The sequence below is a fragment of the Massilia sp. ST3 genome (genome assembly GCF_018119405.1).
GTDB lineage: Bacteria > Pseudomonadota > Gammaproteobacteria > Burkholderiales > Burkholderiaceae_D > Telluria.
Genome location: NZ_JAGPWC010000085.1, coordinates 1 through 18847 on the forward strand (window position 1 = coordinate 1; position 18847 = coordinate 18847).

Here is an 18847-nt window from a genome sequence, read left to right on the forward strand (position 1 = left end):
TCGGCGTGGCGCGCGACACCCCGGACTACGCGGCGCTGCAGGTCATGAACGGCGCGCTGGGCGGCATGTTCTCGAGCCGGCTCAACAACAGCCTGCGCGAGACCAAGGGCTATACCTATGGCGTCTACTCGGGCTTCCGCTACGACCGCACGCCCGGCCCCTTCGTCATTGCCGGCAGCTTCGAGCGCGACGCCACCGGCGCCTCGGTGCGCGAGATCCTGCGCGAGGTGGGCGCCATGCGCGAGCATCCCCTGCCCGCGGACGAGCTGGCGGCGGCGCGCGACGCCCAGCTGCTGTCGCTGCCCGGCCAGTTCGAGACCGGCAGCGAGGTCGGCGCCAGCCTGGCCGAGCTGTTCGTCTACGGCCTGCCGGCCGACTGGTACGCCGGCCTGCCGCGCCGCTTCGCGCAGGTCGACGCGGCGCAGGTGCAGGAAGCCGCGCGCAAGCACCTGGCGCCGGAGAAGATGATCGTGGTCGCCGTCGGCGACCGCAAGAAGATCCTGCCGCAGCTGCAGTCCCTGGCGCTCGGTGCGCCGGAGGTCCGCGACGATGACGGCCAGCTGACAGGGAAACAGCAGTAAGGGCCTGCGCAAAATCCGGGCGAACGCGGACCGTTGCGCAGACGCCTAAGGATTACAAAGGATTACAAATGCCTTCGCTAAAAGCTTGCATGGCCCCGGATTTGGCAGGATGATGAAATCGCCGGTGAAGGACGAGTCCACCGGTGACAAGGGGGCACGCCATGCACAGGTTCTTGTTTGCGACCGGGATCGAAGGCAGTTATCCGGTCGTCGCCGGGCGCGACGGCGCCTCCCGGCGCATCGATGAAATGGAAAAGACTGGCCACTACCAGCACTGGAAAGAAGACATGCGCCTGGTCAGCGCGCTCGGCATCGACGCCCTGCGCTACGGCCCGCCCTACTACCGGGTGCACCAGGGGCCGGGCCGGTACGACTGGAGCTTCACAGACGAGGTGTTCGCCGAAATCCGCGAGCGCGGCATCAAGCCTATCGTCGACCTCTGCCATTTCGGCCTGCCCGACTGGCTGGGCGACTTTCAAAATCCCGAGTTCGCCCCCTTCTTCGCCGAGTACGCCGACGCCTTCGCGCGGCGCTATCCCTGGGTCGAGCTGTACACCCCGATCAACGAGATCTACATCACCGCCAAGTTCTCGGCACATGAGGGCCTGTGGAACGAGCGCCTGTCCTCGGACCGCGCCTTCGTCACGGCCATCCGGCACCTGGCCAGGGCCAACATCCTGGCGACCGAAGCGATCATGCGGGTCCAGCCGAACGCCAAGTTCGTGCAGAGCGAATCGTCTGAATACTTCCATCCCAGCGGGCCCGAAGCTATGGAGGTGGCGCGGCACATGAACGAGCTGCGCTTCCTGGCCCTGGACCTGACCTACGGCCACGACGTGAGCGGCCGCATGTACGAATACCTGTTCGACCACGGCATGACGCGCGCCGATTACCACTTCTTCCTCAACCGCAGCGTCAAGCCGGTGTGCATCATGGGGAACGACTACTACGCCACCAACGAGCACCTGATCTACCCGGACGGCAAGACCCACGCCTGCGAGATGTTCGGCTACTACGTGATCACCCAGCAGTACTACCACCGCTACCGCATCCCCGTGATGCACACCGAGACCAACAACCGCGACGCCAACAACGGCGAAAAGGATGCGCGCGCCTGGCTCGAGAAGCAATGGTCCAACCTGATCCGCCTGAAGACCGACGGCGTCCCCATCCTCGGCTTCACCTGGTACAGCCTGGTGGACCAGGTGGACTGGGACAGCGCGCTCACCGATGACGCCGGCAACGTCAACCAGTACGGCTTGTGCGACCTGGAGCGCAATGTGCGGCCGGTGGGCGAGGCGTATCGCAACCTGATCCATACCTGGCGGCACCGGGTGGGGAATGAATTCATTTGCCTGCATTAGGGCCTTGCTCACCTGATTGCGACCGTTAGCCCCAAACCGTCGCACCGGCCTGCGCCGATGCGACGGTCTTGGACATCGTCTACCCGGACGGCAGCACCTTCGTGTGCGAGATGTTCGGCTACTACGTGATCACCCAGCAGTACTACGACCGCTACCGCATCCCCGTGATGCACACGGAAACCAACAACCGCGACGCCGGCAACGGCGAGAAGGATGCGCGGGTCTGGCTCGAGAAGCAGTGGTCGAACCTGCTGCGCCTGAAGTCCGGCGGCGTGCCCATCCTGGGCTTCACCTGGTACAGCCTGATCGACCAGGTCGACTGGGACAGCTCGCTCGCCAACGATGCCGGCAACGTCAACCGCTACGGCCTGTGCGACCTGGAGCGCCGGGTGCGCCCGGTGGGCGAGGCCTACCGCGACCTGATCCACACTTGGAAGCACCGGATCAGCAACGACTTCATCTGCCTGCGCTAGCGGCAGGTCCGGAAGCCCACGAACATGTCGCTGCGCTGCGGCGCATAGAAGTTGCGGAAGGCGGCCGAACGCAGGCGCTCCGGGGTTGCGAAGGAAGCGCCGCGCAGCGCCTGGTGGGTTCCGAAATACGGCGCCGAATAGTCGCGGTAGGCATCGGCCGCGAAACCCGGGTAGGCGGCGAAGGGCGACGCGGTCCATTCCCACAGTTCGCCCCAGCGAAAGCCGGGATGCGCGGCCGCCCGCACCCATTCGGCTTCGCTCGGCAGGCGGCGCCCGGCCCAGGCGCAATAGGCCTGCGCCTCGTGCAGGCAGACATGGCGCACCGGTTCGTCAAGCGCCAGCGGCACGGGCTGGCCGAAGCGCAGCACATACCAGGCGTCTCCTTCGCGCCGCCAGCCGCGCGGCGCCTGCGCGCCCTGCTGCGCCAGCCATGCCCGCCCGGCCTCGGTCCAGAGGCGGGCATCGCGGTAGCCGCCGGCGGCGGCAAAGCGGGCGTACGCGGCGTTGCTCACCAGCGCGGCGTCGATGGCGAAAGGCGCCAGCTCCACGGCATGCGCCCACTTCTCGTTGTCGAAGACGAAGCCGGCGCCGGGCCGGCTGCCCAGCTCGACGACGCCGCCGTCGATGCGCAGTTCGTCCGCGGCAGCCGCCGCAGCCGATCCGGCATCCGCCATGCCCGGCTGTCCGGGCCAGGACAGGCCCAGTGTCTGCAAGGTGTAGGCATAGGCTTCGCCGTGCATGTCTTCGTGCGCCAGGACCAGGCGGTAGAAATACAGTGCGGCGTCCTCGTCTCCTTCCCTGCCCAGGCTTGCCAGCACCCCGTCGAGCACGGCGCGGCAGTAGGCCTTGATCTCGTCCGCCGGCGGCAGGCCGAGCGACCAGCGCGCGTCGTGGGCGATGCTGCCGGAATCGAACCAGGCGTCGCTGCCGGCCAGCAGCGAAGGCCGCAAGGCCGATCCCGGGGCGCTCGAGCGTGCGCCGCGCAGGATGTACCACTCGGCGAACCAGGCGATATGCCCCAGCTCCCACAGCGGCGGATTGACGATGGGCAGCAAGGGAACATTCGCGGGCGCATCCATGCCGGCCTCGGCGAAGCGATCGAAGAAGGCCAGCGTACGGGCGCGGGCGTCTTCCAGCGCCCTTGCCAGTGCCTCCGGTGCAGCGGTTCGAAACGACGCTTTCATCGCACTCTTCCAGAAGAGGGGTCGACACCCTCGGACAGCCATTATCGCCCCCGCCCCGGCAAAGCACCAGCCGGGAGTTCCGCGCGCACGCCACGCTTGCCGCTTGCCGCACATTGATCTAACATGTGAACAAATCTTCACATGTTAAATATGTCCGCACATCACGACCACGCCATCCTGGCCGAGGCGCCGCCGGCGGAAGCGATCGACCAGCTGGCCGACCTCTTCCACCTGCTGGGCGACCCCACCCGCCTGCGCATCGTACTGGCCTGCCTGGCCCAGCCGACCGCAGTGGGCGACATCGCCGGCCTGCTCGCGCTGTCCAGTTCCCTGGTCAGCCACCACCTGCGCCTGCTGCGCGCCGCCCGCGTCCTCAAGGCCGAGCGCCAGGGCAAGCAGGTGTTTTATTCGGCCGCCGACGCCCACATCAGCAGCCTGCTCACCAACATGTTCGAGCACATCGCCGAGCCCGCCAACGGAATGGATCCATGAAGCACGACCACCATCACAGCCACGATCACGAGCACGACCACGATCACCACGCGCACCACCACGGGCTCGGCCACCATCACCACCACCTGCCCGACCCCGAGGGCAACGGCCGCGCCTTCGCCCTGGCGATCGCGGTCAACACCCTGTTCGTGGCGATCGAGTTTACCTACGGCTTCATCGCCCACTCGACGGCGCTAATGGCCGACGCCGGCCACAACCTGTCGGACGTGCTCGGCCTGCTGCTGGCCTGGGGCGCGGCCCTGCTGACCAAAAGCAAGCCGCACGGCCGCTACACCTACGGCCTGCGCGGCTCGACCATCCTGGCGGCGCTGGCCAATGCGGTGCTGCTGCTGGTGGCCTGCGGCGCCATCGCCTGGGAAGCCGTGCAGCGCTTCGCCGAACCGGCGCCGGTGGCTGGCGCGACGGTGTCGGTCATCGCGGCGATCGGGGTCGCGATCAACGGCTTCTCGGCCTGGCTGTTCATGAAGGGCGCCAAGGACGACCTGAACGTGCGCGGCGCCTACCTGCACATGGCGGCCGACGCCGCGCTGTCACTGGGCGTGGTGGTCTCGGGCCTGGTGATCATGTCCACCGGCTGGCGCTGGATCGACCCGGCGGTGAGCCTGGTGATCGTGGTGGTGATCGTGGCCGGCACCTGGTCGCTGCTGCGCGAATCGGTGCAGCTGTCGATGGCGGCGGTGCCGCCCTCGGTGGACGCGGGGAAGGTGAAAGGCTTCCTGGCGAAGTGGCCGGGCGTGAGCGAGGTGCACGACCTGCACATCTGGGCCATGAGCACCACCGAGACCGCGCTGACGGCGCATGTGGTGATGCCGGGCGGGTATCCGGGGGACGGGGTGCTGGACGATATCGTCCAGCATTTACGGGAGGATTTCGGGATTCACCACTGCACCTTGCAGGTGGAGGAAGGGACGACGCATCATCATTGTGCGTTGAGGGAGCATGCGCATTGATGCGCTAGTGGTGCGCGGCGAACTTGGGTCCCCGCCTTCGCGGGGATGACGTTATTAGAAGACGCGTGAGAGTCGAGCGAACGACTTCGGAAACCTGCGTTAAAACGTCATACCGGCGAAGGCCGGGATCCAAGTTTGCCAGCAGCCCCGCAGCCTTCAACCCGCCAGATTCGCATACAACGCCGTACTCAAATACCGCTCCCCAAACGAGGGAATAATCGTCACGATCAGCTTCCCGGCGTTCTCCGGCCTTCTCGCCACCTGGATCGCCGCCCACAGCGCCGCGCCCGAGGAAATCCCGACCAGCAGCCCTTCTTCCCTGGCCGCCGCGCGCGCCGTCTCGAAGGCGTCCTCGTTCTTCACCATGACGACCTCGTCGTAGGCGCGGGTGTCGAGCACCTGGGGCACGAAGCCCGCGCCGATGCCCTGGATCGGGTGCGGCCCCTTGGTGCCCCTGGACAGCATCGGCGAAGCCTCCGGCTCCACCGCGATCGCCCGGAAACCGGGCTTGCGCGCCTTGATCACCTCGCTTACGCCGGTGATCGTGCCGCCCGTGCCCACGCCCGCGACCAGGATGTCGACCTTGCCGTCGGTGTCGCGCCAGATTTCCTCGGCGGTGGTGCGGCGGTGCACCTCGGGGTTGGCGGGATTGTTGAACTGCTGGGGCATGAAGTTGCGCGGGTCGGCAGCCACCAGCTCCTCGGCGCGGCGGATCGCGCCCAGCATGCCTTCGCTGCCGGGCGTGAGCACCAGCTCGGCGCCGTAGGCGCGCAGCAGCATGCGGCGCTCGTTGCTCATGGTTTCGGGCATCACCAGCTTGCAGCGGTAACCGCGCGCGGCGCACACCATCGCGAGCGCGATGCCGGTGTTGCCGCTGGTGGGTTCGACGATGGTGGTGTCGGGGCCGATCAGCCCTGCCGCCTCGGCCGCCTCGATCATGGCCAGGCCGATGCGGTCCTTGACGCTGTGCGCGGGATTGTGGAACTCGAGCTTGCCGACGATCTCGGCGCCGCTGCCGGCGGCCAGCTTGCGGATACGTACCAACGGGGTGTTGCCGATCAGCTCAGTGACATCGTTCGCGATTCTCATCCTGCCAGCCCTCCGGTTGTCGAGTTCAGTAAACTTACTTTACATCCATCAGTTCCACGTCGAAGATCAGGTCGGCATCCGGCGGAATCACGCCGCCGGCGCCGCGCTTGCCATAGGCCAGGGCGCTGGGGATGATCAGGGTGCGCTTGCCGCCCACCTTCATGCCGGCCACGCCCTGCTCCCAGCCCTTGATGACGCGGCCCGCGCCCAGCTGGAACTCGATCGGCGTGCGGCCGGCGTCGAGCGAGGAGTCGAACTTGCGGCCGCGCTGCTTGGGCGCCAGCGGCTTGTGCAGCCAGCCGGTGTAGTTGACGGCGACATTGCTGCCGAGGGTGGCTTCCTTGCCCTTGCCGACCACGCGGTCGACGATCTCGACCTGGGGCGCGGGCGTGGCGGGAACGGCGGGGGGTTCAGCTTGGACCGGCTGCGTGGGCTGCGCCTCGGTTGCCGGGCTAGGGGGCGTGACCGGCGGGGACGCCGGCTGCTGCTGTTCCGGCGGCGGCTGGGTGGCCGGCTTGCCCGCCTCCTGCTGCTGCGGCGCGCTCTGTTGCGCATGGACGCTGGCAGCGGCGAGCAGCAGCGCGATGAAGGCGGATCGACGAATCATGGGGCTCTTCCATCAAAAGGATTCAACTGATCCTATGATAGCAAGGCCTCCTCGGGTTGCACAGTTTGCATTGCAACAGCTTCCGCCTCGGCTTGCGCCTGCGCATTCGCGCTCTCGGCCAGCTTGCGCAGCAGGTGGCCGGCGGCCACCATGCCGAAGGTGGCGGTGACCACCATGCTGGAGCCGAAGCCGGCGCAGTTCAGGCCCGTGATGCTGTTCGGGTCGATGGCGCAGGCGTCCTCCGCCTCCGGATAGCGCAGCGGCTCCATCGAGAACACGGCGTCGATGTGGTACTTGTTCTTCTCGCCGCGCGCGAAACCATACTGCGCGCGCAGGATCTTACGCACCTTCTTGAGCAGCGGCTCCTGCTCGGTGCGCGCCAGGTCGCGGATCTCGACCTTGGTCGGATCAAGCTGGCCGCCGGCGCCGCCGATCACCACCAGCGGCATCTTGTTGGCGCTGCACCAGGCGATCAGGGCCGCCTTCGGCTTGACGCTGTCGATGGCGTCGACCACGTAGTCGAAACCCTTGCCCGCCACCATGCTCTCGATGTTGTCCGGATCGATGAAATCCTCGACCAGGGTCACCTTGCAGAAGGGATTGATTTCGGCGATACGGCGTTTCAGGGCCTCGATCTTGGGCAGGCCGACGGTCGAGGACAGGGCCTGGATCTGGCGGTTGATGTTCGACTCGGCCACGTTGTCGAGGTCGATCAGGGTCAGGTGGCCGACCGCGCTGCGCGCCAGCGCCTCGACAATCCAGGAGCCGACGCCGCCCACGCCGATAACGCAAACGTGCGCCGTGCGGAAACGTTCCAGTGCACGCTCGCCATACAGGCGAGCAATGCCCCCGAAGCGGCGCGCAAAGTCGACTTCTTCCTCCAGTGCTGCCGCGAATTCATGCGTGTTGATCGTATTCATCCCGCCATTTTAACGGACGGAACTTTCGCATCTGCACTAAAATAATTCTCAGTCAATCAAATAATTTTCGCGTGTCAACAAAAAGCCATATGAGCACTCTCCTGCACGAGCCCGCCCCCGACTTCGGCCAGCCCATCGCCGTCCTCAAGCATTGCCATGGACGCATCCGCAAACAGCTGGGCACCCTGGAGCGCATGCTCTCGCACCTTCCGGAGCACGGCGCCGACGAGCAGGCGCGCCAGGCGGCAAGCGCGGTGCTGAAGTACTTCGACAAGGCGGCCCACCTGCACCACGAGGACGAGGAACAGGACCTGATCCCGATGCTGCGCGCCGTGGCCCAGGGCGAGGACGCGGCCACCCTGCAGGCGCTGGCGCCGGTGATCCTGCAGGACCACAAGGACATGGACGCGCTGTGGCAGGACCTGCACGAACAATTGAACCTGATCGCCGAAGGCGGCGCCTCCACCCTGTCGGCGGGCGCGGTGCAGCGCTTCGTGCAACGCTACACCTCGCACATGGAACGCGAGGAGAGCGTGATCGCGCCGATGGCCATGCGCCTGTTCTCGCCGGAGCAGATGGCGCGCCTGGGCGAGGCCATGCAGCGCCGCCGCGGCATCGACGCCGGCGCGGAAACGCAGGCGCCCGCGGTGGGCCAGGCGGTGGCCGACCTGCGCAAGGATTACGGCCAGGCAAGCCTGAATGAAGACGATGTGCTGGACGACCCGATGCAGCAGTTCACGCAGTGGTTCGAGCAGGCGCTCAAGGCCGAAGTCAACGAGCCGAATGCGATGTCGGTGGCGACCGTATCGAGCGAAGGACGGCCGAGTTCACGTATCGTGCTGGTGAAGCAGTTCGACGCGCGCGGGTTCACCTGGTACACGAATTACGACAGCAAGAAAGCACAGGATTTGCGCGACAATAAGTTTGCAGCTTTGTTATTCTTTTGGAGTGAACTGGAACGCCAGGTGCGCATCGAAGGACGAGTGGAGCGCACCTCGGACGACGAAAGCGACCGGTATTTCCGCAGCCGTCCCCTCAAGAGCCGGCTGTCCGCCATCGCTTCGCACCAAAGCGCCCCGATCGCCAGCCGCGCCGCGCTCGAGGAGAACTACGAAACCGTGGCACGGCAGGCAGGCGAGGATCCGCAGCGCCCCGCGAACTGGGGCGGTTTCCGGCTGATCCCCGAACGCATCGAATTCTGGCAAGGACGGCGCTCGCGCTTCCATGACCGCATCGTATACGAGCGGCAGGCGGACGGCAGCTGGACGCGCCAGCGCTTGCAACCGTAGGCCGGCGCAGGCAGGGCCGGCCGCCACTTCGGAGGTGACCGTGTTCGACCAGATCAAGCTTTCGGCCTGGAGCGCAGGCCTGCGCGGCAAACTGTCCGTTCCCTTGCGCGTGGAACTCTGGAACGGCGAGCAGATCGAGCTGTCCACCGAAGCCCCGCGCGTCACCATCCGCGTACCCGACAAGTCGGCGCTGCGCTATCTTACCTCCCCTTCCCTGTACGACCTCGGACGCGCCTACGTGGAAGGCGCGATCGAGGTGAAGGGCCGCGCGGCCGACATCATCGACGTCGGCAATGCCCTGGCGGCGTCCGGCGCCATGTCCTCCATGTCCGCCAAGCCGCGCAGCCGCCTCGGCTTCAAGCTCGGCGCCCAGCACACCAGGGAAAAGGACGCCGAGGCGATCCGCTACCACTACGACGTCTCGAACGAGTTCTACGCCGCCTGGCTCGACCCGGGCATGGTGTATTCCTGCGCCTATTTCGAGACCGGCGAGGAAGACCTTGCCACGGCCCAGGAAGCGAAGATCGACCACATCCTGCGCAAGATCGGTGTGCAGCCGGGACAGGCCCTGCTCGATATCGGCTGCGGCTGGGGCGCCCTGGTGCTGCGCGCCGCGCAGCGCTTCGGCGCACGCTGCGTGGGCATCACTTTGTCCGAGAACCAGGCGCGCCTGGCGCGCGAGCGGGTGCGCCAGGCCGGCCTGGAAGACCGCATCGAGATCCGCCTGCAGGACTACCGCGACGTCGGCGGCCAGTTCGACCGCATCACCAGCGTCGGCATGTTCGAGCACGTCGGCGTGCAGCACCTGCAGGAGTATTTCGCGCGCGTGCGCGCCCTGCTGGCGCCGGGCGGCGTGGTCATGAACCATGGCATCACCACCACCAACGCCGACAACGGCGCCACCGCGTATGGCGGCGGCCAGTTCATCGACGAATACGTCTTCCCGCAGGGCGAGCTGGCGCACCTGGCCACCGTGATCCGGGCGATGCAGGAAGGCGGGCTGGAAGTGCGCGACGTGGAAAACCTGCGCCGCCACTACGCGCGCACCTGCGCCATCTGGACCGAGAATTTCGAGACGAACGCGGAGCAGATCCGCAAGCTGACCGACGCCAGGCGCTTCCGCATCTGGCACGTCTACCTGGCCGGCTGCGCCTACGCCTTCGCCCACGACCGCATCAGCCTGTACCAGATCGTGTGCGGCAAGGCGGGCGGGAATGCGGCGGATATTCCGTGGTCGCGGCGCTACATGTATCCGTGAGGTTCTGGTCACCCTCCGATGACATTGTGGCTGCCTGACGCGTGGACGGGGGACCCGTCCACCCTACAACTGGAGTCGCCGGTCTATCCGTAGGGTGGACGGGTTTCCCGTCCACGCGTTCAAGTACGCGGTAGACAGCCGCGCAGCCAAATCAAGCCTTCAGCCGCTCCGCAAACGTCTTGCGGAACTTTTGTACCTTGGGCGCCACCACGAAGGCGCAATAACCCTGCAGCGGATGCTGGGCAAAGTAGTTCTGGTGATAGTCCTCGGCCTTGTACCAGGTTTCCTGCGGCAGGATCTGGGTCACGATCGGCGCGTCCCACACCGCGGCCATCTCGGCCATCACCTTGCGCGCGGTGGCATCCTGCTCGGGCGAGGTGGTGAAGATCACCGAACGGTACTGGGTGCCGACGTCGTTGCCCTGGCGGTCAGGCGTGGTCGGATCGTGGATGGTGAAGAAGATCTCGAGGATGTCGCGGTAGGCGATCACTTCCGGATCGAACTCCACCCGCACCACCTCGGCGTGGCCGGTCGTGCCCGCGCATACCTGTTCGTAGGTCGGATTCTGCACCTGGCCGCCCATGTAGCCCGATTCCACGCGGACGACGCCGCGTGCTTCGAGATACACCGCTTCCAGGCACCAGAAGCATCCGCCACCAAGAATTGCTGTCTCTGTCATTTGGCTGTCCTAGCTGTGAATGAATAAAGGGGCGCCGCCTGGCCAATGACCAAGGCGCCCGGGCTCCCTTTCATATGCGACTGAAAGGAAAGAACTTCAAGGGCGACTCAGCATCCGGCCGGATCGATGATCATCAGTGTGCCATGGCTGCCTTCGGCAACCGCATGCGGCACGCCCGGCGGCACCAAGACCATCTCGCCGCCCGCCACCACGACCGGTTCGTCGTGCACGGACAAGAACATCTTCCCCTCGATCACCACCAGCGCTTCAGCGTAGTCATGCGTCTCGGCGGGATAGGCCTGCCCGTCCATTTTCAGGACCTTGATATTGCTGTTTCCGGCATGGCCGACAATAGCCGATTGCCAGAAATGCGGCAAATGGTCGGCAGTGTTTTTCAAATGAAGATGGGACATGGAGACGATTCCTGGTTCATCGAGATGAAATAAGGTAACGCAAAGCGATATTGCTTGCAGGGATGACCTGCATTTCCCCGTTGGTGCCGGGCCTGGCGCATCGCTTGCCCCAGCAATGGCATAATGGCGCCAACATCCAGGGTCCCAATGAACACACGCTCTCCCCGCGCCACCGAGCGCGGCTTCGATTCGACGCATTTCCGTCACGCACTGTCGCAATTCGCCACCGGCGTTACCGTCATCACGACGCGCCTGGTCGACGGCAGTTTCCGTGGCCTGACCGCCAGCTCCTTCAATTCGGTCTCGCTGGAGCCGCCGCTCGTCCTGTGGAGCCTGGGCGCCGGCGCCAACAGCCTGCCCATCTTCAGCGGCAACTCCCACTACGTCATCAACGTGCTGTCGGCCGGCCAGGAAGAGCTGGCGATGCGCTTCTCGCGACGCCGCGACAATCCCTTCGAAGGGGTCGAGTACGAGCTGTCGCGCACCGGCCAGCCCATCCTCAAGGGGGTGTCGGCCTGGTTCGAATGCCACAACCGCAGCCGCTATCCCGAGGGCGATCACGTCATCTTCGTGGGCGAAGTCGAGGAATGCGCGGTCCATCCCCAGCCCTCGCTGATCTTTCATGGGGGCAAGTTCGGCGTCTCTCCACACCGCTGAGCTCCCTACCCGGCCGGGGTTGCCGTCCGGTCAAATATAAAAATTCCTGTCGCAGTTTCAAAAGATGCGGGCGCGCTCCCTTCCCTATAATGGCCAGGTTGGGCGTGACTCGTCCGCATTCGACCAAGAACCCAGAGAGACAGGATTTCGCAATGACCCGTTCCGATTCGCCCAAAAAGGCCAAGGCCCAGTTCCACTGGGATGACCCGCTGCTCCTGAACAGCCAGCTGACCGACGACGAGCGCATGGTGCGCGACGCGGCCGCCGCCTATTGCCAGGACAAGCTGAAGCCGCGCATCCTGGAAGCCTTCCGCCACGAGCAGATGGACACCTCGATCTTCCGCGAAATGGGCGAACTCGGCCTGCTCGGCCCGACGATTCCGGAACAATACGGCGGCCCGGGCCTGAACTACGTGGCCTACGGCCTGATCGCGCGCGAAGTCGAGCGCGTCGACTCCGGCTACCGTTCGATGATGAGCGTGCAGTCCTCGCTGGTGATGGTCCCGATCTACGAGTTCGGCAACGAGGAAACCAAACAGAAATACCTGCCCAAGCTGGCCACCGGCGAATGGATCGGCTGCTTCGGCCTGACCGAGCCGAACCACGGCTCCGACCCGGCCTCGATGGTCACCCGCGCCCGCAAGGTCGAGGGCGGCTACTCGCTGACCGGCTCCAAGATGTGGATCACCAACTCGCCGGTCGCCGACGTGTTCGTGGTCTGGGCCAAGGACGATGAAGGCGCGATCCGCGGCTTCGTGCTGGAAAAAGGCTGGAAAGGCCTGTCGGCGCCGGCAATCCACGGCAAGTTCGGCCTGCGCGCCTCGATCACCGGCGAAATCGTCATGGACGAGGTGTTCTGCCCGGAAGAAAACGCCTTCCCGGAAGTGCGCGGCCTGAAGGGTCCGTTCACCTGCCTGAACTCGGCGCGCTACGGCATCGCCTGGGGCGCGCTGGGCGCGGCCGAAGACTGCTGGCACACCGCGCGCCAGTACACCATGGACCGCCAGCAGTTCGGCAAACCGCTCGCGGCCAACCAGCTGGTGCAGAAGAAGCTGGCCGACATGCAGACCGAGATCACCCTCGGCCTGCAAGGCTGCCTGCGCCTGGGCCGCATGAAGGACGAAGGCACCGCCGCCGTCGAGATCACCTCGATCATGAAGCGCAACTCCTGCGGCAAGTCGCTGGACATCGCCCGCGTCGCACGCGACATGCTGGGCGGTAACGGCATCTCCGACGAGTTCGGCATCATCCGCCACATGGTCAACCTCGAGGTGGTCAACACCTACGAAGGCACCCACGACATCCACGCGCTGATCCTCGGCCGCGCACAGACCGGCATCGCCGCGTTCTGATCCTCTCTGGCGCAAGCGGCTGCCGCGGCGGCCGCTTGCCGCCTGCGGTAGCGGCTGCCCGATTGTTTTTCACGATTCAGGGCAACGCTCATGATCCCGCACGACAAACAACAAGAAATCCGCAGCCGCCTTCGCACGGCCGAGCAAGAGCACGATGTCCGTGTCCTCCTGGCCGTCGAATCGGGCAGTCGCGCCTGGGGCTTCGCATCGCCGAATAGCGACTACGATGGGCGCTTCATCTATGTGAATCGTCCGGACTGGTACCTTTCGGTCAGCCTGGAAGAACAGCGCGACGTCATCGAATACCCGATCGTGGACGATATGGACGTCAACGGCTGGGACCTGCGCAAGGCCTTGCGCCTGTTCTGGAAATCCAATCCCGGATTCGTCGAGTGGATCCAGTCACCACTGGTGTACGAGTCGGCCGGCTCGTTCCATGCGCGGGCGCGCGAGCTTCTGCCCCGTGTCTATTCGGTCGAGCGCGGCGTGCACCACTACCGCAGTATGGCCAAGACCAATTATCGCGGCTATTTGCAGGCCGAAATGGTGCCGCTGAAGAAGTATTTCTATGTGCTGCGCCCCCTGCTGTCGGTGCGCTGGCTACTGGAGACCGGACGGCCGGCGCCCATCGAGTTCGCGCGATTGCTGCCGACTGTCGACAAGGAGCCGGGGCTCCTCGACGCCATCGCCGAGCTGCTTGAACGCAAGAGCCGCTCGCCCGAGATGGGACTGTCACCACAGGTCGCGCCAATCCAGCGCTTCATCGAACAGGAGTTGGCGCGCCAGGCGTCCCTGCAGGTCGACCGCGCGCAACGTGACGCGGTGGCGCCACTGCTCTCGCAGGTGTTCCGCGACGTACTGCACGAAACCTGGGGTTAAGGCAGCAACCGGGCAGGCAAGGAGACCGTCTTGTCCTAGATCTCCCACTGCACCTGCACCGTCAGCGCCCGGGTACTGCTGCGCGCGAGCGGCATGCGGTCGTCGTCATAACCGGCCGACACCGTCCGCTCGTGGCGCCAGCGGTAGCGGTACAGCACCGAGCGGTGGATCTGGCGGTCGTCCCAGGCCTCCAGTTGCGTGATGCCGTCGTCGCGCCGGGCGGCCCAGGTATTCTTGGCAAGCACGCGCAGCGAGTCGCGCGGGCTGAAATGCAGCATCGTCAGCTAGCGCGAGGCCGTGTCGGAAAAAGCATCCTGCCCCAGCGTGCCCCGCACCCGGGCGCGGTTTATTTCATGATCCAGCCCCAGCGCCCGGCTCCTCGACAGGGGAAAACGCAAGCCCACTTCAAGGATCGGAACCTCTGTCGCCGCTGCAGTTCCACAAGCAGCTGCGCCTGATCGTATTTCCCTTCACCTGACAGCCCCCTGTCCGCGTCGCGCGGTGAGATGTGCGCGCCCAGCGACGAACGCCTAGGCCCACAGGCGCAGCGGCAGCAAACCCCAGCAAGCCAACACCAGGCTGAACTGCAACACTGCCAGCATCGCGGCCACCTCCATGCGCACAATGACCGTTCTTCGCAGCGCGATGAACAGACCGGCCAGCATTGCCGCAGGTAGCGCGGCGGTCACGATAGCCAGCAGGCCGCTGGCCACGGTCAGGTCTCCCATCTGCAGGAACGATTGCTGATAGAAAAAGGGAATCGGAAGCAAAAGGGCCAGCGCGCCAGCGAAGGGCGCAAGCAGCGGGTCCCGGCGCGACAGCCTGCGCATGGCCATCCGCAGGAGCGGCGTGAAGACGATATAGGCGAAGCCCAGCATGCCGGCGGCTACACTGATCCATAGCGACAGCAGATACCACAGCGGAACCTGCTCGTAGCTTTGTGTTCCGGTGCTGATGACCCGGGTGGCTTCGGACGAAACGATCAGCGCATGCGATGCGGTTTGCTTGTCTGGCGCACTGAACAGCCCGCCGCCGGCATGGCGCAGCGTCACAGCGGCGGACTGAGGTGATACAAGCTTCAGCGATCGTCCGTGACTGCTGAGGTGGACAGGGTTGAACACCGTATCGATGAAGCGGAAGCTGTCGAACCGGTTGGGCGCCGCAATGTACCAGCCCTCCCATGATTCGCTGGCGAAGTGCTGCGCCGGAACTGGCGCCTTCCAGGGCGTGGCAGGCATGAGCGAGCGGGTCAGTAAAGCGTCGAACTTGGTGTAGTCGGCGATTTCGCTATCGGCATTGATGGCGATAAAGAATGCCTGCCGTGTCTCCGAAAACAGGCAGAGCATGGCGCGGAACCCGACCGTATTCCCGCCGTGGCACTTGGCCAGAGCGCCATGCCGGTCGATCCGGCGCAGGCCCAGGCCATAGCCGACCCTCAGTCCGGCGCGGGCCGCTTCGGTACCGGCAGGCTCCCCCATCTGCTGCAACAGTATCGGGTCGATAAAGCGTGCTCCTGCAAGGCGGCCATCGCTCATCAAGAAACGTGCGAGACGGCCCATGTCGGCCGCCGTGGTGGTGAACTGTCCGGCGGGCCGCACATAGGACGGCAGCGCCGGGTGCGTGACACCATCCTCGAAGTGCCCCATGGCGAGGCGCTTGTCACTCTCCTGCGTGACGAATGAAAAGCTACTGTCATGCATGCCGAGAGGCGCAAGCAGCGCACGATCCAGATAGGGCTCGTAAGCTTCCCCGGCAACCGCTTCGATGACCATCCCGAGCAAGGTGTAGCCAATGTTCGAATAGGAGAAGCGCGTGCCCGGGCGCTGCCGCACCCGCAGCACCCCGGCGCCTGTCGGGAAGGCAGCGGCAAGTGGCCCGTCTGCAGCTGCCCGCATGCTGAAGACATGCCACAGGCGCGCATCGTCCAGCCCAGCCGTATGATCGAGCAAGTGGCGCAGACGTACCGGCTCGGTGCTTTCCCAGGGATTGTCGAAGCGTATGCTAGGTAGCAGTTCCGCGACCGGGTCATCAAGCGATAGCCGGCCTTCGCTGACCAGGCGAAGTACACCCAGGGCGAGCACCGTCTTGGCAATGGAGCCGACATGCACACGTTGGGTGACTTGCATCGGTGCGCCGGTACGCGCGTCGCTGACGCCGGCTGCGCCCTCCTTGTCGAGCGTAGTCCAGACCGCGCCTTCCAGTCGCTGCTTCCGCAGCAGAGTGGCGATCTCCGAGCTGACATCCTGCACTGCCTGTAGCGGCGTCGCGATGATTAGCAGGCTCAGTAGCAAGCTCAGTCGCGTGATGATCTTTTTCAATGTTCACGATGAGAAGAGTGGGGAGGCGTGCAGGATAGGATGTGAGCGGTGAAATCAGGGTGAAATTGCGAGACTGCTGCAATTTCACCCTCGCCTGCAAGGCTGCCTGCGCCTGGGCCGCATGAGGGACGAAGGCGCCGCCGCCGTCGAGATCACCCGGCGCCGGTCGCCGGACCGGCATGCCTTTCTTCGTTTAGCATTCAGACCGTCGCACCGGCGACGGCCGGTGCGACGGTCCGACGCTTAGACGCTGCACGTGCACGAACCGGTTTCCTCGCCAGGCCCGTATCAAATCCCCTGCCCACCCGACACCTCGATCCGCTGCGCATTCACCCAACGGTTATCCTGCGTCAGCAGGCTGGCGATCATCGGACCGATATCGTCCGGCACGCCGACCCGTCCCAGCGCCGTGAGTCCAGCGAAGATGCGGTTGATGTCCGGATTGTCGCGCACCGCGCCGCCGCCGAAATCGGTCTCGATCGCGCCCGGCGCCACCGTGTTCACCGCGATGCCGCGCGCGCCCAGTTCCTTGGCCAGGTAGCGGGTCAGCACCTCGACCGCGCCCTTGGCCGCCGCATAGGCCGCGTAGCCCGGATGGCTGGTGCGGGTCAGTCCCGACGACAGGTTGACGATGCGGCCGCCGTCCGCGATCAGCGGCAGCAGCGCCTGGGTCAGGAAATACACGCCCTTGAAGTGGACGTTCACCAGGGCGTCGAACTGCGCCTCGGTGGTCTCGGCGATCAGCGCATAGTCGCCGTGGCCGGCATTGTTCACCAGGTGGTCGAAACTGTCGCGGCCCCAGGTGGCGCGCAAGGCGGCGCGCAATTCCCCGGCGAAGGCCGGGAACGCGGCGACGTCCCCGCTGTCGAGCCGGAAGGCCAGCGCCTTGCGGCCCATGGCCTCGATCTCGGCAACCACGGCCAGCGCGTCCTCGCGGCGGCTTTGGTAGGTCAGCACGACGTCGCCGCCGCGGCGGGCGATGCTCAGTGCGGTGTTGCGGCCCAGGCCGCGGCTGGCGCCGGTGATCAGGGTAATCGTGCTCATGCTGTGCTCCTTGTAGAGGTGGTGAAAAGACAGGAGCCATGGTGAGGCCGGCGTGCATCCCTGCGTTGCCGAAAGCTCGCCTGCGCTTGCCTGATCCTCCAAATAGAGCAGCACGCCGCCGCCGGCTGAAGTAAGCTGGGCGCATGACCACCCTGCTCGAACTCGTCCGCCGTCACACCGAATCCCATGCCGGCCGCGACGGCGTCGCGCCGACGCCCATCGTTGGCCTGAGCGCGGTGCGCGCCACCACGCCCAGCGGCCTGCTGCACGCGATCTCGCATCCACTCGTCTGCCTGGTGCTGCAGGGCAGCAAGCACGTGACCATGGGCGCGCAAGGCTTTGCCTTTTCGGCCGGCGATTCGCTGCTGATCACGGCCAACGTGCCGACCGTCAGCCAGATCACCCGCGCCAGCGCGGCCGAACCCTACCTGTCGCTGGTGCTCGAACTCGATCCGGCGGTGATCGCGGAACTGGCGGTGCAAATGGCGGGCGCGCAGGATGCAGGCGGCTTCCCGGTGCGGGTCGATCCGACCGACGCGGAGACGGCCGACGTGGCCCTGCGCCTGATGCGCCTGCTCGACCGTCCCTCGGCCATCCCGGTATTGCATCCGCCCTTGGTGCGCGAGCTGCATTACTGGCTGCTGGCGGGACGCCACGGCGCGGCGATCCGGCGCCTGGGCTGGCCCGACAGCCACGCCCAGCGCATCGGACGTGCGGTGGCGATCCTGCGCCGCGACTTCGCCAAGACCCTGCCGGTGGAAAAGCTGGCCGCCGTCGCCGGCATGAGCGCCTCGTCCTTCCACCAGCATTTCCGGACCGTCACCTCCCTGTCACCGCTGCAGTTCCAGAAGCAGCTGCGCCTGATCGAGGCGCGCCGCCTGATGCTGTCGGAAGACGCGAACGCCAGCAGCGCCGCGTTTGCCGTCGGCTATGAGAGCGTGACCCAGTTTACGCGGGAGTATGGGCGCCTATTCGGCATGCCGCCGGTGCAGGATACGCGCGCCGCAAGGGAGCGGGCGCGCGAACCTGTTGATTTCTAGCGTGACTAATGAGGCTAACAACGAAAATCAGGCCCTTGCTTAGGAGGCAACGAAGTCTATACACTGAGTCTTTTTGATTGTCTGCTTTCGGCCAACAGCGGTCATCGCAAGGCACAATAATCTATTAAAGCGAAAGCGAGATACATGAAAACGGCGTTGGAGGAGAACAACCGCATTCTTGAAGAGATTGAGGCTGCGGGTGGTGGATATGTCTGGGACGCAGAAATATTTTCCATC

General features: G+C 65.5%; 20 protein-coding genes. 11 read left to right on the forward strand and 9 right to left on the reverse strand.

The window, feature by feature from the left end; translation table 11 throughout:
- From KBW98_RS21010 to KBW98_RS21020, 3 genes are all read left to right on the forward strand, one after another.
- On the forward strand, positions 1-581 hold a 581-nt coding region (locus tag KBW98_RS21010), incomplete at its 5' end, for a pitrilysin family protein (RefSeq protein WP_211522119.1).
- A 161-nt stretch (positions 582-742) separates the two neighbouring features.
- Positions 743-1945, forward strand: coding sequence for a family 1 glycosylhydrolase (locus KBW98_RS21015; RefSeq protein WP_211522120.1), 1203 nt, complete (start codon positions 743-745; stop codon positions 1943-1945).
- A 68-nt stretch (positions 1946-2013) separates the two neighbouring features.
- A complete protein-coding gene (locus KBW98_RS21020; protein ID WP_211522121.1) occupies positions 2014-2418 on the forward strand; it encodes a hypothetical protein in 405 nt (134 codons plus the stop codon).
- On the opposite strand, the gene senA is transcribed toward KBW98_RS21020, so the two are convergent.
- Positions 2415-3602 (reverse strand): selenoneine synthase SenA, encoded by a 1188-nt coding sequence (gene senA / locus KBW98_RS21025; RefSeq protein WP_211522122.1) that lies wholly within the window; start codon positions 3600-3602, stop codon positions 2415-2417. The genes KBW98_RS21020 and senA overlap by 4 nt on opposite strands.
- Before the next feature lie 150 nt (positions 3603-3752).
- Between senA and KBW98_RS21030 the strand changes: the two genes are divergently transcribed.
- Both KBW98_RS21030 and KBW98_RS21035 read left to right on the forward strand, forming a co-directional pair.
- Positions 3753-4094 (forward strand): helix-turn-helix transcriptional regulator, encoded by a 342-nt coding sequence (locus KBW98_RS21030; protein WP_211522123.1) that lies wholly within the window; start codon positions 3753-3755, stop codon positions 4092-4094.
- Positions 4091-5065, forward strand: a complete 975-nt coding sequence (locus tag KBW98_RS21035) for a cation diffusion facilitator family transporter (RefSeq protein ID WP_211522124.1) — start codon at positions 4091-4093, stop codon at positions 5063-5065. The genes KBW98_RS21030 and KBW98_RS21035 overlap by 4 nt, the downstream gene beginning before the upstream one ends.
- A gap of 156 nt (positions 5066-5221) precedes the next feature.
- Here the strand turns inward: KBW98_RS21035 and cysK are convergent, their stop codons facing one another.
- From cysK to tcdA, 3 genes are read right to left on the reverse strand one after another with little or no spacing between them, the layout of a single operon-like run.
- The gene (cysK, locus tag KBW98_RS21040) at positions 5222-6154 is read right to left on the reverse strand and encodes a cysteine synthase A (protein ID WP_211522125.1); all 933 of its coding nucleotides are present in this window, start codon (positions 6152-6154) and stop codon (positions 5222-5224) included.
- Positions 6155-6188: 34 nt separating this feature from the next.
- Positions 6189-6761, reverse strand: coding sequence for an FKBP-type peptidyl-prolyl cis-trans isomerase (locus tag KBW98_RS24005; RefSeq protein ID WP_229429335.1), 573 nt, complete (start codon positions 6759-6761; stop codon positions 6189-6191).
- Between the two features lie 32 nt (positions 6762-6793).
- Positions 6794-7681, reverse strand: coding sequence for a tRNA cyclic N6-threonylcarbamoyladenosine(37) synthase TcdA (gene tcdA, locus KBW98_RS21050; RefSeq protein WP_211522126.1), 888 nt, complete (start codon positions 7679-7681; stop codon positions 6794-6796).
- Positions 7682-7770: 89 nt separating this feature from the next.
- Between tcdA and pdxH the strand changes: the two genes are divergently transcribed.
- On the forward strand, positions 7771-8970 hold the full coding sequence (gene pdxH, locus KBW98_RS21055) for a pyridoxamine 5'-phosphate oxidase (RefSeq protein WP_211522127.1): 1200 nt from the start codon (positions 7771-7773) through the stop codon (positions 8968-8970).
- Between the two features lie 40 nt (positions 8971-9010).
- On the forward strand, positions 9011-10228 hold the full coding sequence (locus KBW98_RS21060) for a cyclopropane-fatty-acyl-phospholipid synthase family protein (protein ID WP_211522128.1): 1218 nt from the start codon (positions 9011-9013) through the stop codon (positions 10226-10228).
- Between the two features lie 151 nt (positions 10229-10379).
- Here KBW98_RS21060 and msrA read toward each other — a convergent pair whose 3' ends face one another.
- Entirely contained in the window at positions 10380-10907 is a 528-nt protein-coding gene (msrA, locus tag KBW98_RS21065) for a peptide-methionine (S)-S-oxide reductase MsrA (RefSeq protein WP_211522129.1), read from the reverse strand.
- A 107-nt stretch (positions 10908-11014) separates the two neighbouring features.
- Positions 11015-11320: a cupin domain-containing protein gene (locus tag KBW98_RS21070; protein ID WP_211522130.1), complete on the reverse strand. Its 306-nt coding sequence runs from the start codon at positions 11318-11320 to the stop codon at positions 11015-11017.
- A 147-nt stretch (positions 11321-11467) separates the two neighbouring features.
- Here KBW98_RS21070 and KBW98_RS21075 point away from each other — a divergent pair, with 147 nt between their 5' ends.
- From KBW98_RS21075 to KBW98_RS21085, 3 genes are all read left to right on the forward strand, one after another.
- Positions 11468-11977 (forward strand): flavin reductase family protein, encoded by a 510-nt coding sequence (locus KBW98_RS21075; RefSeq protein WP_211522131.1) that lies wholly within the window; start codon positions 11468-11470, stop codon positions 11975-11977.
- A gap of 152 nt (positions 11978-12129) precedes the next feature.
- Positions 12130-13329: an acyl-CoA dehydrogenase gene (locus KBW98_RS21080; protein WP_211522132.1), complete on the forward strand. Its 1200-nt coding sequence runs from the start codon at positions 12130-12132 to the stop codon at positions 13327-13329.
- 90 nt (positions 13330-13419) lie between these two features.
- Positions 13420-14208 (forward strand): nucleotidyltransferase domain-containing protein, encoded by a 789-nt coding sequence (locus tag KBW98_RS21085; RefSeq protein WP_211522133.1) that lies wholly within the window; start codon positions 13420-13422, stop codon positions 14206-14208.
- Positions 14209-14243: 35 nt separating this feature from the next.
- On the opposite strand, the gene KBW98_RS21090 is transcribed toward KBW98_RS21085, so the two are convergent.
- The 3 genes from KBW98_RS21090 to KBW98_RS21100 form a co-directional block, all read right to left on the reverse strand.
- Entirely contained in the window at positions 14244-14486 is a 243-nt protein-coding gene (locus KBW98_RS21090) for a hypothetical protein (RefSeq protein WP_211522134.1), read from the reverse strand.
- Positions 14487-14738: 252 nt separating this feature from the next.
- Positions 14739-16526, reverse strand: a complete 1788-nt coding sequence (locus KBW98_RS21095; protein WP_211522135.1) for a serine hydrolase — start codon at positions 16524-16526, stop codon at positions 14739-14741.
- 288 nt (positions 16527-16814) lie between these two features.
- Positions 16815-17570, reverse strand: coding sequence for an SDR family NAD(P)-dependent oxidoreductase (locus KBW98_RS21100; protein WP_211522136.1), 756 nt, complete (start codon positions 17568-17570; stop codon positions 16815-16817).
- A 143-nt stretch (positions 17571-17713) separates the two neighbouring features.
- Between KBW98_RS21100 and KBW98_RS21105 the strand changes: the two genes are divergently transcribed.
- Positions 17714-18610: an AraC family transcriptional regulator gene (locus tag KBW98_RS21105; protein ID WP_211522137.1), complete on the forward strand. Its 897-nt coding sequence runs from the start codon at positions 17714-17716 to the stop codon at positions 18608-18610.
- Positions 18611-18847 lie beyond the last annotated feature (237 nt).